The organism is Streptomyces sp. NPDC056628, from assembly GCF_042792555.1.
Taxonomy (GTDB): Bacteria; Actinomycetota; Actinomycetes; order Streptomycetales; family Streptomycetaceae; genus Streptomyces.
Map to the genome: position 1 here is coordinate 29,590 of NZ_JBHTWG010000015.1, position 16,219 is coordinate 45,808.

The following is a 16,219-nucleotide window of genomic DNA, read 5'->3' on the forward strand; positions in this document are numbered from 1 at the left end:
CAACAGGCGCAGGCCGGGACGGCTGGTGCGCCGTCCCGGCCCGTGGGGTTCGCGCCGGTCGCTACTTCGACTCGACGGCGTGCCCGCCGAACTGGTTGCGCAGGGCGGCGATCATCTTCATCTGCGGGGAGTCGTCCTGCCGGGACGCGAACCGCGCGAACAGCGAGGAGGTGATCGCGGGCAGCGGCACGGCGTTCTCGATGGCCGCCTCCACGGTCCAGCGGCCCTCACCGGAGTCCTGCGCGTAGCCCTTCAGCTTCTCCAGGTGCTCGTCCTCGTCCAGCGCGGCCACCGCGAGGTCCAGCAGCCAGGAGCGGATGACGGTGCCGTCCTGCCAGGAGCGGTAGACGTCGCGGACGTTGTCCACCGAGTTCACCTTCTCCAGCAGCTCCCAGCCCTCGGCGTACGCCTGCATCATGGCGTACTCGATGCCGTTGTGGACCATCTTCGAGAAGTGCCCGGCGCCCACCTTGCCCGCGTGGACGAAGCCGTACGGACCCTCCGGCTTGAGCGCCTCGAAGATCGGCCGGAGCCGGTCGACGTGCTCCTTCTCACCGCCCACCATCAGGGCGTAGCCGTTCTGCAGGCCCCACACGCCGCCGGACACACCGGCGTCGACGAACCCGATGCCGTGCGCGGACAGCTCCTTGGCGTGCTTCTCGTCGTCCGTCCACCGGGAGTTCCCGCCGTCGACGACGATGTCGTAGGGCTTGAGCAGGCCCCCCAGCTGGTCGATCACCGTCTGCGTCGCGTGCCCGGCCGGCACCATCACCCACACCGTGCGCGGCGCGTCCAGCCGGTCGACCAGGTCGGCCAGGCTGGGCACGTCGGACAGCTCGGGGTCGGTGTCGTAGCCGACGACGGTGTGGCCGGCGTTGCGCAGGCGCTCGCGCATGTTGCCGCCCATCTTGCCGAGACCAACAAGGCCGATCTGCATGTCAGTTCACTTCCTCCTGGACGCCCAGCGCGTCCGACGCGGTCTTGAGTGAGCGGTACGCGGCCACGAGGGCGGCGGTGGACGGGTCGAGACCGGGGACCTCGGCACCCTCCGTGAGGGCGGGCTCGACCCGCCTGGCGAGGACCTTGCCGAGCTCCACGCCCCACTGGTCGAAGGAGTCGATGTTCCACACCGCGCCCTGCACGAACACCTTGTGCTCGTAGAGGGCGACGAGCTGACCGAGGACCGACGGGGTCAGCTCCGGGGCGAGGATCGTGGTGGTGGGGTGGTTGCCCTGGAAGGTGCGGTGCGGGACCTGCTCCTCGGGCACCCCCTCCGCGCGGACCTCGTCCGCGGTCTTGCCGAACGCGAGCGCCTGCCCCTGAGCGAACAGATTGGCCATCAGCAGGTCGTGCTGCGCCTTCAGTTCGTCGCTGAGCTCGGCGACCGGGCGGGCGAAGCCGATCAGGTCGGCCGGGATCAGCCGGGTGCCCTGGTGGATCAGCTGGTAGTAGGCGTGCTGCCCGTTCGTGCCGGGCGTGCCCCACACCACCGGGCCGGTCTCCCAGCCCACGACGTGCCCGTCCCGGTCGACGGACTTGCCGTTGGACTCCATGTCCAGCTGCTGCAGGTACGCCGTGAACTTCGACAGGTAGTGCGAGTACGGCAGCACCGCGTGGGACTCGGCGTGGAAGAAGTTGCCGTACCAGACGCCCAGCAGGCCCAGCGTGAGCGGTGCGTTGGACTCGGCGGGCGCGGTGCGGAAGTGCTCGTCGACGGTGTGGAAGCCGTCGAGCATCTCCCGGAAGCGCTCCGGGCCGATCGCGATCATCAGGGACAGCCCGATCGCGGAGTCGTACGAGTAGCGCCCGCCGACCCAGTCCCAGAACTCGAACATGTTGTCCGGGTCGATCCCGAAGCCGGTGACCTTCTCGGCGTTCGTCGACAGCGCCACGAAGTGCTTCGCGACGGCTTTCTCCACCCCACTCCCGGCTTCGCTCGAGGGGGAGACGTCCCCCTCCCCGAGCCCGGCGAGGAGCCAGGAGCGGGCCGAGGTGGCGTTGGTGATCGTCTCGATCGTCGTGAACGTCTTCGACGCGACGATGAACAGCGTCTCGGCGGGGTCCAGGTCCCGGACCGCCTCGTGCAGGTCGGAGCCGTCCACGTTGGACACGAACCGGAACGTCAACCCCCGGTCGGTGAACGGGCGCAGGGCCTCGTACGCCATGGCGGGCCCCAGGTCGGAGCCGCCGATGCCGATGTTGACGACGTTCCTGATCCGCCTGCCGGTGTGGCCGGTCCACTCGCCGGAGCGGACGCGGTCCGCGAACGCGGCCATCTTGTCGAGCACGGCGTGCACCTTCGGCACGACGTTCTCGCCGTCGACCTCGATCACCGCGTCCCGCGGCGCCCGCAGTGCGGTGTGCAGCACCGCCCGGTCCTCGGTGACGTTGATCCGCTCGCCGCGGAACATGGCGTCCCGCAGCCCGGTCACGTCGGTGGCGGCGGCCAGCTCGCGCAGCAGGGCGAGCGTCTCGTCGTTCACCAGCTGCTTGGAGTAGTCGATGCGCAGATCGCCCACGCGCAGGACGTACCGCTCGGCGCGCGCGGGGTCCGCGGCGAACAGCTCCCGCAGGCTCGGCTGCCGGAAGGCGTCCGCGCGGTGGTCCTCCAGGGCCACCCACTCGGGGCGCCGGGTGAGCCGGGGGGTCTCAGGCATGGGAGGGGGTCTCCTTGTCGGCCTCGCCCCGCAGGGCGATGGCGTACATCTCGTCGGCGTCGAGGCGCCGCAGCTCCTCGGCGATGAGCTCGGAGGTGGTGCGGACCTTCAGCGCCAGGGTCCGCGACGGCTGGTCCGGCAGGTGCAGGGTGGCCAGCGGGCCCTCGGGGCGGTCGATGGCGATCTCGCCGTTCTCGGTGCCCAGGCGCACGCCCGTGACGACCGGCCCGGCGGTGACGACCCGCTCGGCGGTCACGTCCAGACGGGCCTCCAGCCAGCGGGCCAGCAGCTCCGCGGCCGGGTTGTCGGCCTCGGCCTCCACGACCGCGGACACGACCGGCATCCGCGCCTGGTCCAGGGCGGCCGCGAGCATGGAGCGCCACGGCGTGAGCCGGGTCCAGGCCAGGTCGGTGTCGCCGGGCGCGTAGGAGCGGGCGCGGACCTGCAGGTCGGACAGCGGGCTCTCGGAGGTGTACAGGTCGGTGATGCGGCGCTGGGACAGCGCGCCCAGCGGGTCCTTCGCCGGGTTCCCCGGCGCGTCCACCGGCCACCACACCACGACCGGGGCGTCCGGCAGCAGCAGCGGCAGCACCACCGAGTCGGCGTGCTCGGACACCTCGCCGTACAGGCGCAGGACGACGGTCTCGCCGGTGCCGGCGTCGGCGCCCACCCGGACCTCGGCGTCGAGGTGGGAGCGGGTGCGGTCGCGCGGGGTGCGGGCGTGCCGCTTGATGACGACCAGGGTGCGCGAGGGGTGCTCGTGCGAGGCCTCCTCGGCCGCCTTGATGGAGTCGTAGGCGTTCTCCTCGTCCGTGACGATGACCATCGTCAGGACCATGCCCACGGCCGGGGTGCCGATCGCCCGGCGGCCCTGGACCAGCGCCTTGTTGATCTTGCTTGACGTGGTGTCGGTCAGGTCGATCTTCATGGCCTGCGCCAGCTCCGTCCGTCTCGTGCGAGCATCTCGTCCGCCTCCTCGGGTCCCCAGCTTCCGGCCGCGTACCGCGCCGGCCTGCCGTGCGTCTCCCAGTGCTCCTCGATCGGATCGAGGATCTTCCAGGACTCTTCCACTTCCTGATGACGGGGGAACAGGTTCGCGTCACCGAGGAGGACGTCCAGGATCAGCCGCTCGTACGCCTCGGGCGAGGACTCGGTGAAGGACTCGCCGTACGCGAAGTCCATCGTCACGTCCCGGATCTCCATCGACGTGCCCGGCACCTTGGAGCCGAAGCGGACCGTCATGCCCTCGTCCGGCTGGACGCGGATGACGATGGCGTTCTGGCCCAGTTCCTCGGTGGCCGTGGAGTCGAAGGGGGAGTGCGGCGCCCGCTGGAGGACGACGGCGATCTCCGTGACGCGCCGCGCCAGCCGCTTGCCGGTGCGCAGGTAGAACGGCACCCCCGCCCAGCGCCGGTTGTCGACGTTCAGCCGGATGGCCGCGTAGGTGTCGGTCCTGGAGGCCGGGTCGATGCCGTCCTCCTCGAGGTAGCCGCGCACCTTCACACCGCCCTGCCAGCCCGCCGCGTACTGGCCGCGCACGGTGTGCAGGCTCAGGTCCTCGGGCAGCTTGACCGCCTTGAGGATCTTCAGCTTCTCGGCGAGCAGCGACGGGGCGTCGAACGCGGCCGGTTCCTCCATCGCGGTGAGCGCCATCAGCTGCAGCAGGTGGTTCTGGATGACGTCCCGGGCCGACCCGATGCCGTCGTAGTAGCCCGCGCGGCCGCCGATGCCGATGTCCTCGGCCATGGTGATCTGCACGTGGTCGACGTACGAGCGGTTCCAGATCGGTTCGAACATCTGGTTGGCGAAGCGGAGCGCCAGGATGTTCTGGACGGTCTCCTTGCCCAGGTAGTGGTCGATCCGGAAGACCTGCTCCGGGTCGAACACGTCGTGCACGATCGCGTTCAGCTGCCGGGCGCTCGCCAGGTCGCGTCCGAACGGCTTCTCGATGACCGCGCGCCGCCACGACCCCTCCGGGGCGTCCGCCAGGCCGTGCCGCTTGAGCTGCTGCACGACCTTCGGGAAAAACTTCGGCGGCACGGACAGGTAGAAGGCGTAGTTCCCGCTGGTCCCGCGCGCCGCGTCCAGTTCGTGGACGGTGTCCCGCAGCTGCTTGAAGGCCCTGTCGTCGTCGAAGTCACCCGGGATGAACCGCATGCCCTCGGCGAGCTGCTGCCAGACCTCCTCGCGGAACTCGGTCCGGGCGTGCTCGCGCACCGAGTCGTGCACGACCTGCGCGAAGTCCTGGTCCTCCCAGTCCCGCCGGGCGAACCCGACCAGGGAGAAGCCCGGCGGCAGCAGGCCGCGGTTGGCGAGGTCGTACACGGCCGGCATCAGCTTCTTGCGGGCCAGGTCGCCGGTGACCCCGAAGATGACGAGCCCGGACGGGCCCGCGATCCGGGGGAGGCGGCGGTCGCGGGGATCGCGAAGCGGGTTGTCCCAGTCGGAGGTCATTCTGCGTCAGCTCCCTTGCTGCCGAGCGACTTGTTCACGGCGTCCAACAGGTCCTGCCACGCCGCTTCGAACTTGGCGACGCCCTCGTCCTCCAACCGGGTGACGACGTCGTCGTAGGAGACCCCGAGGGCCTCCACCGCGGCCAGATCGGCGCGGGCCCGCTCGTAGCCGCCGGTCACCGTGTCCCCGGTGATCTCCCCGTGGTCGGCGGTGGCGTCGAGCGTGGCCTCGGGCATCGTGTTCACGGTGCCCGCCGCGACCAGCTGGTCCACGTACAGAGTGTCCTTGTAGGAGGGATCCTTAACGCCCGTGGACGCCCACAGCGGGCGCTGCCGGTTCGCCCCGGCGGCGTCGAGGGCCGTCCAGCGCTCCGAGGCGAACACCTGCTCGTACTCCTGGTAGGCGAGCCGGGCGTTGGCGAGTGCCGCCCGCCCCTTCAGCGCGAGGGCCTCGTCCGTACCGATCTCCGTGAGCCGCCGGTCGATGTCGGCGTCGACGCGGGAGACGAAGAACGACGCCACCGAGTGGACGGCGGACAGGTCCAGGCCCTTCGCGGCCGCTTTCTCCAGTCCGGCCAGGTAGGCGTCCATGACCTCGCGGTAGCGGGCCAGCGAGAAGATCAGCGTGACGTTGACGCTGATGCCCGCCGCGACGACCTCGGTGATGGCGGGGAGCCCCGCCGTCGTCGCCGGAATCTTGATCATCACGTTGGGGCGGTCGACCAGCCAGGCCAGCTGCCGGGCCTCGGCGACGGTGGCCGCCGTGTCGTGCGCGAGCCGCGGGTCGACCTCGATGGAGACCCGGCCGTCCCGGCCGCCGGTGGCGTCGTACACGGGCCGCAGCACGTCCGCGGCGGCGCGCACGTCGGCGGTGGTCATCATCCGTACGGCCTCGTCGACCGTGACGCCCCGCACCGCGAGGTCGGCCAGCTGCTCCTCGTAGCCCTCGCCGGAGCCGATCGCGGCCTGGAAGATCGACGGGTTGGTGGTGACGCCCACGACGTGCTTCTCCGCGACGAGCGCGGCGAGGTTGCCGGACTCGATCCGGCGGCGCGACAGGTCGTCCAGCCAGATGGAGACGCCCTCGTCGGACAGGCGCTTGAGGTTGCCCGGGGCGGTTGCTTCAGTGGTCACTGCGATCATCTTCTTTCTGCGTGCGGATCAACCGCGGGCGGCGGCGAGGGATTCCCGGGCGGCGGCGGCCACGCGCTCGGGGGTGAAGCCGTACTCGGCGAACAGGGTCCCGGCGTCGGCGGAGGCGCCGAAGTGCTCCAGGGAGACGATGCGGCCGGCGTCCCCGACGAATCGGTACCAGGTCAGGCCGATCCCGGCCTCGACGGCGACCCGGGCCCTCACGGCCGGCGGCAGCACGCTGTCGCGGTACTCGCGCGGCTGCTGCTCGAACCACTCGACCGACGGCATCGACACCACACGGGTGGCGACCCCCTCCGCCTCCAGCAGGTCCCGCGCGGCGACGGCGAGCTGCACCTCGGAGCCGGTGGCGACCAGGACCACCTCGGGCGTCCCGGTGGAGGCGTCCCGCAGGACGTAGCCGCCCTTGGCGGCGTCCGGGTTCGGGGCGTGGACCGGCACGCCCTGGCGGGTCAGCGCGAGGCCGTGCGGTGCCGGGTCGGCGGAGTGGCGCCGCAGGATCTCCGCCCACACGATGGCGGTCTCGTTGGCGTCGGCGGGCCGGACCACGTTCAGGCCCGGGATGGCGCGCAGCGCGGCCAGGTGCTCGACCGGCTGGTGGGTCGGGCCGTCCTCGCCCAGACCGATGGAGTCGTGCGTCCAGACGTACGTCACCGGCAGCTGCATCAGCGCGGACATCCGCACGGCGTTGCGCATGTAGTCGGAGAACACCAGGAACGTGCCGCCGTAGACACGGGTGTTGCCGTGCAGGGCGATGCCGTTCATCTCCGCGGCCATCGAGAACTCGCGGATGCCGAAGTGGACGGTGCGGCCGTAGGGGTCGGCCTCCGGCAGCGGGTTGCCGGCCGGCAGGAACGAACTGGTCTTGTCGATGGTGGTGTTGTTGGAGCCGGCGAGGTCGGCCGAGCCGCCCCACAGCTCGGGCAGGACCGGGCCGAGCGCCTGCAGCACCTTGCCGGACGCGGCCCGCGTGGCGACCGCCTTGCCCTCCTCGAACACCGGGAGCGCGTCCTCCCAGCCCTCGGGCAGCCGTCCCGCGACGATCCGGTCGAACAGGCGGGCGCGCTCCGGCGACGCGGTGCGCCAGGCGGCGATCCGCTTGTCCCAGGCGGCGTGCGCCTCGGCGCCCCGGTCCAGGGCCCGGCGGGTGTGTGCGAGGACGTCGTCGGCGACCTCGAAGGTCTGCTCCGGGTCGAAGCCGAGGACGCGCTTGGTGGCGGCGACCTCCTCGGCGCCGAGCGCGGAGCCGTGGGAGGCCTCGGTGTTGCGGGCGTTCGGGGCGGGCCAGGCGATGATCGTGCGCATCGCGATGATCGAGGGCCGGCCCGTCTCGGCCTGCGCCGACGTCAGGGCCGCGTACAGGGCGGCCACGTCGATGTCGCCGTTCGCGGCCGGTTCGATGCGCTGCACGTGCCAGCCGTACGCCTCGTAGCGCTTGAGCACGTCCTCGGAGAAGGCGGTCGCGGTGTCGCCCTCGATGGAGATGTGGTTGTCGTCGTACAGGAAGACGAGGTTGCCGAGCCGCTGGTGGCCGGCGAGCGACGACGCCTCGGCGGACACGCCCTCCTGGAGGTCGCCGTCGGAGACGATCCCCCAGATGGTGTGGTCGAACGGGGACTCGCCCTCGGGCGCCTCCGGGTCGAACAGGCCGCGCTCGTACCGGGCGGCCATGGCCATCCCGACGGCGTTGGCGACCCCCTGGCCCAGCGGCCCGGTCGTCGTCTCCACGCCCGCCGTGTGCCCGTACTCGGGGTGACCCGGCGTCTTCGACCCGTGCGTGCGGAACGACTTGAGGTCGTCGAGGTCCAGCTCGTACCCGGCGAGGAACAACTGGGTGTAGAGCGTCAGCGAGGTGTGCCCGGGGGAGAGGACGAAGCGGTCCCGGCCCGTCCACTCCGGGTCGGCCGGGTCATGGCGCATCACCTTCTGAAAGAGCGTGTAGGCGGCCGGGGCCAGGCTCATCGCCGTGCCCGGGTGCCCGTTGCCGACCTTCTGCACGGCGTCCGCAGCCAGCAGACGCGCAGTGTCGACGGCACGCCGGTCGAGTTCGGTCCATTCGAAACTGTCCGGTGTCTGCGTGCTCATCTTCAAGAAGTCCTCGATCGCGGTGGAGTAGCTGGTCCAACGCGTTCAAAACTAAAAGTCTGACTTTTCGCTGGGAAGGTCGGCGTGTGTCACGCTGTGGTGAAAATGGGACACCGCGCGGGACGCGGCGCACGGCTGAGCGGCCGCCCCGCACGACTGAGACGGCATGAGACGGACATGGTGGACACAACGGCCGAAGGTGGAACAGGCCCCGGAGGAACGGCCCCGAGCGGCGCCGGCGACACGATCCGCACGTTCCCCTTCCCGGTGGATCTGAGCGTCCTCGGCGTCGGCATGAGGGTCGGCACCATGGGCCCCGGCCGCAGCTGGCACTCCGCAGCGCCCCCGGGCCGCGTGCACCGCATCGACTTCCACGTCGTGATGCTCTTCGACGAGGGCCCCCTCCGGCACATGGTCGACTTCACCGAGTACGAGGCACTCGCGGGCGACCTGCTGTGGATCCGCCCCGGCCAGGTCCACCGGTTCGCGGCGGGCGCCGACTACCGCGGCACCGTCCTGACCATGCAGCCCGGCTTCCTGCCCCGCGCCACCGTCGAGGCCACCGGCCTGTACCGCTACGACCTGCCGCCCCTGCTGCGCCCCGACGGCGCCCAGCTCGCCGCCCTGCGCGTGGCCCTCGCCCAACTGCGGCGCGAGTACGAGGACTCCACGACCCTGCCGCTCAGCCTGCACACCGCCGTCCTGCGCCACTCGCTGACCGCGCTCCTGCTGCGCCTGGCCCACCTCGCCGTGAGCTCGGCGGCCACGCCCCGGCAGGGCGACACCACGTTCACGCTCTTCCGGGACGCCGTGGAGCGCGGCTTCGCCACCAACCACAGCGTCAGCGCCTACGCCGACCAGCTCGGTTACTCCCGCCGCACCCTCGTGCGCGCGGTCCGCGCCGCGACCGGCCAGACCCCGAAGGGCTTCATCGACCGGCGCGTGGTCCTCGAGGCGAAACGGCTCCTGGCCCACACCGACATGCCGATCGGCCGGATCGGCGCGGCCGTCGGCTTCGCGGACGCGGCCAACTTCTCCAAGTACTTCCAGCAGCACACCGACACGACACCGGCGGCGTTCCGCGCCGAACTCCGGTGGACCGGCGGCTCCGTGGACCACCCTTCCCAGGGTGGTCCCGCCCGTCCGATCGGCGGGCCGGGTTGACGGGGGCGCCCCACGCGCCTACGAGTCCTGCATGAGCGACCCTCACGCAACCACACCGGAACCGGCCCCCGAGCCCGCCGCCCACGCCACCGTCAGCCTCCTGGAACGCCTCGCCGAGCAGCTGGGCGGCCGGGCGTCGGTCACCGCCGTCTACGGCGAGCCCGTCACCGCCGACGGCGTCACCGTCGTCCCCGTCGCCCGGGTCGCCTTCGGCCTCGGTGGCGGGACGGGACGCACGGTGGAGGGCGCCAGGACGAACGACGGCGGAGGCGGCGGGGGAGGGGTGGAGGCCCGCCCCCTCGGCTACATCGAGATCCGGGACGGCGTCACCACCTACAAACCCATCCGCGACACGTGGGGGAAGGCGGCCCCCCTGGCCGGCCTGCTGCTGGGTGCCGCCCTCCCCGGGGCGATCAGGGCACTGCGGCGGCGACGGCACTGAACGCGCCGCCGCCCCGCGAGGCCGGACGGGACCTCGCGGGGCGGCGGCAACCCTTGGATCAGTGCCCGAAGTTGAACCAGTTCACGTTCACGAAGTCCGCGGGCTGGCCGCTGGTGAAGGTGAGATAGACGTCGTGCGTGCCGGTCACCGCGCCGATGTTCGCGGGGACCGTCCGCCACGACTGCCAGCCGCCGGTGCTGCCCACCGCGAAACTGCCGACCGGCGCGTTGCCGCGGCTGTCCAGCCGCACCTCCACCAGACCGCTGACCCCGCTCGCCGCGCCGCTCGCCACCCGCGCCACGAACTGACGGGCCGCCGTGGAGCCGAAGTTGACGCCCTTGTAGAGCGCCCAGTCCCCGTTGGCGAGGGCGCCGATGTTCTGTCCGCCGCCCGTGTCCGACGTCGACTCGGTGAAGACACCGCTCTGGCCGTCGAACGACTCGGCCTGGATGGCGCTGTAGGCGTCCCGGTTGCCCGTCGGCGGCGGTGTGGTGCCGCCCCCGCCGGACGACAGCACCTGGACGTAGTCGACGACCATGGAGTGCCCCGGCTGCGTCCCGCCGTCCGGGCCACCGCCGAAGGCGTCCGGGAAGCCGCCGCCCATGGCCACGTTGAGGATGATGAAGTACCCGTGGTTGGTCGCGTTGGCCCAGGTCGCCGCGTCGACCTGGTTGGCGCGCACGGTGTGGAAGGTGACGCCGTCCAGGGAGAAGCGGATCTCCTCCACGCTCGTTGAGCGGTCCCACTCCAGCCGGTAGGTGTGGAAGCCCGCCTGGCAGGTCGTACCGGAACAGGTGGTGTTGCCGCCGATCCCGTTGTTCTCGTTGCACGGGCCGCCCGGCGCGGTGCCGCAGTGCATGGTGGCGAACACCGTGTTCATGCCCTGGGTGTTCTCCATGATGTCCAGCTCGCCGACGCCGGGCCAGTTCCAGTAGTTGCCCCGGTAGGGCGCGCCCAGCATCCAGAACGCCGGCCAGTACCCCTTGGCGGCGGGCCCGGTCACGTTCGGCACCTGGATGCGGGCCTCCACGCGGAGCTTGCCGCCCGCCGGGGGCTGGAAGTCGGTGCGGTTGGTCTCGATACGGCCCGACGTCCAGTTGCCGGCCCCGTCGCGGCGTGATGCGCAGATTGCCGCTGCCGTCGAGGGAGACGTTGTCGGTGCTGCTCGTCATCGTCTCGACTTCGCCGGTGCCCCAGTTGGCGGGGCCGCCGGGGTACCCCTTGCCGGTGTCGTAGCGCCAGTTCGAGGTGTTCACACCGGTGCCCGCGGGGCCGGTGAAGTCGTCGAGGAACACCTGGGTCCAGCCCGACGGGGGCGTGGGCGCCGAGGCGCTGGCGGACGGGACGGCGACACCGGCGGCGGCCGCCGCCAGAGCGAGGGTGCCGAGCACGGCGACGAACGCGCGCCGGACGGAGCGGCGTCTTGGGGGCATGCCGGAGAGTTCGCTCATGGGGGTGCCTCTCGGGGGACGGAGGGGGAGGTGGGGGTCTGTACGGCGAAGGCTGAGAGCGCTCTCAGACCGAGGTCAATGTGCTCCCCGCGGTGCCGGTCGTCAAGAGGTGAAGCGCATGAATCCCGTGCGTCACACGGGAGTTCACTGAGGGAAGCCGCCGATACGCTGAGCGTGGAGGAGTCGGCCGACATCCGGGACGTGGCCGCGACGGCCACGTCCGGCTGGGGCGTGGTCCCGGTCGAGGCCCGCATCGGCCTGCTCGCCTTCGAGACCTCCCTCTTCCCCCGTGGCGGCGGCTGTCTGCTCCCGCTCACGAAGGCCGTCCGCGCCTCGCGGGGCCTCGGGCCGGACGGCCACCGGACGGCCAGGTGACCGTGGCCACGACGATCCGCCTCCGAGTCCCGCGCCCTACGGGTGCCGCTCGGGCCGCCACCCCAGCCCCCGCGATATCCCGCGCGCCGCGAGCCGTACGGCGGGGGCCAGTACCGGGACCTGCGCGTCGGCGTAGGGCACGACGACCGACACGGCGGCGACGACCGTGCCCGCCGGATCACGGACCGGGGCGGCCACGGACAGGGCGTCCTCGGTGACCTGGCGGCTGCTCACCGCCACTCCCGTGCGGCGCACCTCGGCCAGCATGCGGCGCAACCGGGCCGCGTCCGTCACCGTGTACGGGGTGAACGACGCGAGCGCCCCGGCGCAGTACTCCTCCTGCTCCGCCACCCCGCAGTGGGCGAGCAGCGCGAGCCCGACTCCGGTGGCGTGCAGCGGCCAGCGCGCACCGACCCGTATGTGCACCCCGACCGCCGAACGCCCCGACAGCCACTCGATGTAGACGACCTCGGACCCGTCCCGCACCGCCAACTGCACGTTCTCGTGGGTCGCTTCGTACAGGTCCTCCAGATACGGCAGTGCGATCTGCCGCAGCGCGGGCCCGCGCGGGGCGAGCGCCGCGAGCTCCCACAGGCGCAGCCCGACGTGATAGAGCCCGCGCTCGTCGCGCTCCAGCGCGCCCCACTGCCGGAGCGCGCCCACCAGACGGTGCGCGGTGCTCAGACTCAGCCCGGCCCGCCGCCCGATGTCCGTGAGACTCAGCGCGGGATGCTCCTGATCGAAGGCACCGAGCACGGCCAGGAGCCGGCCGGGGGCCGAGCGGACGGTATCGGGGTGCGGGCCTGCGGGCGGGCTGACGATGACGGGCTCCCTCCCGGGCGGGCCACGGAACCGCACCGCGCGCGGGCCCGTGGATCGACTGCCGCCGGAACGATGCCCGTTGACGGACTGCCCCGAAACCCGGTTCACGGACCCGTCCCGCCGGTAAGCTGACCGCGGGTGAAGACGGTTCCGGGCGGAGCGGCGATCGACGGGGAAGGCGCGATCGAGACCGCGGGGCCGAGTGGGCGACGAGGGTGACGAGTCCGCCCGCTGCAACAGCTGGGGCAGTTCGTTACCCCGAAGCGGTACCGATATCCCTCCAACGGAGGCATGATTTTCGCATCAGCGGGTACGCATGCGCGCGCCGCTGTACCGTGCTGGCAGAGTGCCCCGACACTCACTTCACCCTACCCTTCTGATCAGGGAATACCGTGACCGTTCGCACCAGAGCCACTGTCGGCAGCGAGCCGCGGCCATCGGCCGCCGACGCTCGGACCACCGCGCCGCGTCTCGACGCTCCGCACGACCCGAGGAGCGTCCGCGGCGTACGCCGAGCACGCGCGGCCACGCCGGCACGCAAAGAGACGGGCGTCACCTTCCAGTCGTCCATCTGAGGACAACCGCCCACGTCGTCATGACCGGTCCGACCGTCCCGCTGGGGCAGCTCGTACTGAAAGTGCACAGCAGATGTGACCTGAGCTGCCGGCACTGCTACATCTACGAGCACGCCGACCAGAGCTGGAGTTCCCGGCCCAAGGTGATCTCACCGGAAACGATCTCCTGGACCGCCCTCCGGCTGGCCGAACATGCCAGGAAGCACCGACTCGCCTCCGTACAGGTCATCCTGCACGGAGGCGAGCCGCTGCTGGCGGGCCCCGCCCGCTTACGGGCCGTCTGCGAGGCGCTGACCAGCGCCCTCCACGGGATCTGCGCCCTCGACCTGCGCATCCACACCAACGCTGTCCAGCTGAACCGGCGCCACCTCGACCTGTTCCTGGAGTACGGCGTCCGCGTCGGCGTCTCCCTCGACGGCGACCGCGCCGCCAACGACCGCCACCGGCTCTACGCCGACGGGCGCAGCAGCCACGACAAGGTCCTGCGGGCGATCGCCCTGCTCGACCAGGACCGGCACCGCCACCTCTACGCCGGCATCCTGTGCACCGTCGACGTCCGCAACGACCCCGGCGCCGTGTACGACGCCCTCGCCGCCCTGCGGCCCCCGCGCATCGACTTCCTCCTGCCGCACGCGACCTGGGACGAGCCACCCCTGCGCCCCGGCGGCGAGGGCACCACCCCGTACGCCGACTGGCTGCTCGCCGTGCACGAGCGGTGGACCCGGGCCGGAAGGCCGATGCCGGTGCGGCTGTTCGACTCGGTGGTCAGCACCCTCGGCGGCGGGCCCGGCCTCACCGAGGCGATGGGGCTCGACGCCGCCGACGTCGTCGTGGTCGAGACCGACGGCACCTACGAGCAGGCCGACTCGCTGAAGACCGCCTACGACGGAGCGCCGGCCACCGGCAAGGACGTCTTCCGGCACACCCTCGACGAGGTGGCCCGGCATCCGGGGATCAGCGCCCGGCAGCACGGCCTGGACGACCTGTGCGCACAGTGCAGGCAGTGCCCCGTGGTGCGCTCGTGCGGCGGCGGCCTGTTCGCCCACCGCTACCGGTCCGACGGCACCGGGTTCCAGAACCCGTCCGTCTTCTGCGCGGATCTCACGCAGCTGATCCGGACGATCGACGCGCGCACCGGCGCCGGCGCCACCCGCCCGGTCGACGGCTTCGACGCCCTCGCCGACGGCAGCGACGACGGCCTGGGCGTACGGGAGTTGGCCCGGGTGCGACAGGACGTCACCCGGAGCCTGCTCGCCGCCGTGCACGAGGAGATCGGTGCGCAGGCCGGGCCCACATGGACGGAGCCCTGGCGGCTCGCCGTCGACCTGGGGCGGAGAGACGGCGCCGTGACCGAGGCACTGCTGTCCCATCCGTACACCCGCAGCTGGGCCGTGCGCTGCCTCGCCGGCACCGCCCCGCCCGCGCACCTGGCCTCCCTCGTCGCGGCCGCGAGCCTGACCGCCCGGCCCGCCGAGCCCGTCCCGGTGCCGGTGCGCGAAGGCGTGGCGCGCCTGCCCGGCCTCGGCAGCCTCACCACCCGACCGGGGACGCACAGCGCGCAGTTGACGGGAGCGGATCTGGCCGGACCCGGATGGGAGCCGCTGCGGCGCGTCCGGGCCGACGGCCTGGACGTCGCCCTGGACGACACCGACCTCCATCGCGACTGCTACGGCACACCCGTCGAAGGGCCGCTCACCGACGCGCGCACCGAGCTGTGGCGTCATGTGCTGCCGCAGGCATGGGCGTTGATCCGCAAGGCCCTGCCGGCGGTGGCCGGCGGCATCGAGCAGAGCGTGCGCGTGATCACTCCGCTCGCCGTCCCGCACGACCCGGAACGCTTCGTACCCGGCGGCGGGATCGGCGCCCTCGGCGTCCATCTGCACCCCGGCCCGGAGGCGGTCGCCGTCGAGATGGTGCGCGGCTTCCGGCTCGGCGTGCTGGACGCGCTCCTCGACGTGTGCGACCTCTACGACGAGGCGGACACCCGCACCGGCGACCTGCTCGGCGACACCTTCGCCCGGGTCGCCACCGACGTGCTGCGGGACGACCCGGAGGAGGCCCGCCGTACCCGGGCCCAGTGGGAGCGGCTGACCGAGGCGGCTTCACTGACCGCCCTCGGCCGCCGGTTCGTCGACGGCGTCGGGCGAAGCCTGTGACCCCCTCCTCGCTCGCCGGGGACCTGGTGGACCTGGGCCTGCGGCCCGGCGCCACCGTCCTGGCCCACGCCTCCCTGCGCCGGGTGGGTGCGGCGGACGGTGACCTGCTCACCGCTCTGCTGGACGTCCTCGGCCCCGAAGGCACCCTCGTGGTACCGGCGTTCACCGCCGGCAACTCCGACTCCTCCCCGGCGTACCGGGAGCGGGTGCGCGGATTGACCACCAATCAGATCCGGTCGGTGCGGCGCCGGATGCCCCCGTTCGACCCCGTGAGCACGCCGTCCGAGGGGGTGGGACGGCTCGCCGAGGCCGTGCGGCGGGCCGGCGGAGCGGTGCGCAGCACCCACCCGCAGACCTCGTTCGCCGCCCTGGGTGCGCGGGCCCGGGAACTGCTGGCCGGGCACGCGGAGGACTGCCACCTGGGCGAGCGCTCCCCGCTGCGCGGCCTGTACGAGGCGGGCGCCCACGTCCTGCTCCTCGGAGTCGGCTTCGAGGTGTGCAGCGCCTTCCACCTCGCCGAGTACCGCGTCCCCGACCCGCCCCGGCGGACGTACCGCTGTGTGGTCCTGCGCGACGGCGTGCGCCGCTGGATCGCCTACCAGGACGTCGCCCTCGACGACAGCGACTTCGGTGTGCTCGGCGCCGACTTCGAGAAGGACGACGCGGCCCGCCCGCATCCCGTGGTGCGCGGCGGCCGCGTCGGCGACTCCCACGCCCGGCTGTTCCCGCTGGCGACGGCCGTCGACTTCGCGACCGCCTGGCTGACCGGAAATCGATCCCGTCGCGTTCCCACGGACCCGTCACAAAACGGCGCGAGGTTCCTACACTGAGTGTCCACCCCCGCGGGGCCGGGGGAGGGGGACGGGATCGGGGGATCGCGTGGTGCC

General features: G+C 72.2%; 12 protein-coding genes and 1 pseudogene. 5 read left to right on the top strand and 8 right to left on the bottom strand.

Going from position 1 to position 16,219, the window contains the following annotated elements; genetic code table 11:
- Positions 1-61: 61 nt before the first annotated feature.
- The 6 genes from gnd to tkt are packed head-to-tail and all read right to left on the bottom strand — an operon-like array spanning position 62 to position 8,347.
- Entirely contained in the window at positions 62-937 is an 876-nt protein-coding gene (gene gnd, locus ACFRAC_RS19705) for a phosphogluconate dehydrogenase (NAD(+)-dependent, decarboxylating) (RefSeq protein ID WP_382925265.1), read from the bottom strand.
- A gap of 1 nt (position 938) precedes the next feature.
- Positions 939-2,657, bottom strand: a complete 1,719-nt coding sequence (gene pgi / locus ACFRAC_RS19710) for a glucose-6-phosphate isomerase (protein ID WP_382925267.1) — start codon at positions 2,655-2,657, stop codon at positions 939-941.
- Complete coding sequence (gene opcA, locus ACFRAC_RS19715; RefSeq protein WP_382925270.1) at positions 2,650-3,585, bottom strand: glucose-6-phosphate dehydrogenase assembly protein OpcA; 936 nt, start codon at positions 3,583-3,585, stop codon at positions 2,650-2,652. The genes pgi and opcA overlap by 8 nt, the downstream gene beginning before the upstream one ends.
- Positions 3,582-5,111, bottom strand: coding sequence for a glucose-6-phosphate dehydrogenase (zwf, locus tag ACFRAC_RS19720; protein ID WP_382925272.1), 1,530 nt, complete (start codon positions 5,109-5,111; stop codon positions 3,582-3,584). The genes opcA and zwf overlap by 4 nt, the downstream gene beginning before the upstream one ends.
- Positions 5,108-6,253, bottom strand: coding sequence for a transaldolase (tal, locus tag ACFRAC_RS19725; RefSeq protein ID WP_382925274.1), 1,146 nt, complete (start codon positions 6,251-6,253; stop codon positions 5,108-5,110). The genes zwf and tal overlap by 4 nt, the downstream gene beginning before the upstream one ends.
- An 18-nt stretch (positions 6,254-6,271) precedes the next feature.
- Entirely contained in the window at positions 6,272-8,347 is a 2,076-nt protein-coding gene (gene tkt, locus ACFRAC_RS19730) for a transketolase (RefSeq protein WP_382925276.1), read from the bottom strand.
- 177 nt (positions 8,348-8,524) lie between these two features.
- Here tkt and ACFRAC_RS19735 point away from each other — a divergent pair, with 177 nt between their 5' ends.
- Positions 8,525-9,511: an AraC family transcriptional regulator gene (locus tag ACFRAC_RS19735; protein WP_382925278.1), complete on the top strand. Its 987-nt coding sequence runs from the start codon at positions 8,525-8,527 to the stop codon at positions 9,509-9,511.
- A gap of 31 nt (positions 9,512-9,542) precedes the next feature.
- Entirely contained in the window at positions 9,543-9,953 is a 411-nt protein-coding gene (locus ACFRAC_RS19740) for a GerW family sporulation protein (RefSeq protein WP_382925279.1), read from the top strand.
- Positions 9,954-10,011: 58 nt separating this feature from the next.
- Here the strand turns inward: ACFRAC_RS19740 and ACFRAC_RS19745 are convergent.
- Positions 10,012-11,404: pseudogene (locus ACFRAC_RS19745) on the bottom strand (glycoside hydrolase family 16 protein).
- Positions 11,405-11,578: 174 nt separating this feature from the next.
- On the opposite strand from ACFRAC_RS19745, the gene ACFRAC_RS19750 reads away from it, so the two are divergent.
- Positions 11,579-11,779 carry a DUF1905 domain-containing protein gene (locus ACFRAC_RS19750; RefSeq protein ID WP_382925280.1) on the top strand — a complete coding sequence of 67 codons (201 nt, stop codon included), beginning with the start codon at positions 11,579-11,581 and terminating at the stop codon, positions 11,777-11,779.
- 36 nt (positions 11,780-11,815) lie between these two features.
- Here the strand turns inward: ACFRAC_RS19750 and ACFRAC_RS19755 are convergent, their stop codons facing one another.
- On the bottom strand, positions 11,816-12,601 hold the full coding sequence (locus ACFRAC_RS19755) for an IclR family transcriptional regulator (protein WP_382925421.1): 786 nt from the start codon (positions 12,599-12,601) through the stop codon (positions 11,816-11,818).
- Positions 12,602-13,196: 595 nt separating this feature from the next.
- On the opposite strand from ACFRAC_RS19755, the gene ACFRAC_RS19760 reads away from it, so the two are divergent.
- Both ACFRAC_RS19760 and ACFRAC_RS19765 read left to right on the top strand, forming a co-directional pair.
- On the top strand, positions 13,197-15,332 hold the full coding sequence (locus tag ACFRAC_RS19760; protein WP_382925281.1) for an FxsB family cyclophane-forming radical SAM/SPASM peptide maturase: 2,136 nt from the start codon (positions 13,197-13,199) through the stop codon (positions 15,330-15,332).
- Positions 15,329-16,162 (top strand): aminoglycoside N(3)-acetyltransferase, encoded by an 834-nt coding sequence (locus tag ACFRAC_RS19765; protein ID WP_382925282.1) that lies wholly within the window; start codon positions 15,329-15,331, stop codon positions 16,160-16,162. Before ACFRAC_RS19760 ends, ACFRAC_RS19765 begins: the two co-directional genes overlap by 4 nt.
- Positions 16,163-16,219 lie beyond the last annotated feature (57 nt).

Coding starts and splice junctions, on each gene's coding strand:
- gnd (WP_382925265.1), bottom strand. CDS start 937: ATGCAGATCGGCCTTGTTGGTCTCGGCAAGATGGGCGGCAACATGCGC.
- pgi (WP_382925267.1), bottom strand. CDS start 2,657: ATGCCTGAGACCCCCCGGCTCACCCGGCGCCCCGAGTGGGTGGCCCTG.
- opcA (WP_382925270.1), bottom strand. CDS start 3,585: ATGAAGATCGACCTGACCGACACCACGTCAAGCAAGATCAACAAGGCG.
- zwf (WP_382925272.1), bottom strand. CDS start 5,111: ATGACCTCCGACTGGGACAACCCGCTTCGCGATCCCCGCGACCGCCGC.
- tal (WP_382925274.1), bottom strand. CDS start 6,253: ATGATCGCAGTGACCACTGAAGCAACCGCCCCGGGCAACCTCAAGCGC.
- tkt (WP_382925276.1), bottom strand. CDS start 8,347: ATGAGCACGCAGACACCGGACAGTTTCGAATGGACCGAACTCGACCGG.
- ACFRAC_RS19735 (WP_382925278.1), top strand. CDS start 8,525: ATGGTGGACACAACGGCCGAAGGTGGAACAGGCCCCGGAGGAACGGCC.
- ACFRAC_RS19740 (WP_382925279.1), top strand. CDS start 9,543: ATGAGCGACCCTCACGCAACCACACCGGAACCGGCCCCCGAGCCCGCC.
- ACFRAC_RS19760 (WP_382925281.1), top strand. CDS start 13,197: ATGACCGGTCCGACCGTCCCGCTGGGGCAGCTCGTACTGAAAGTGCAC.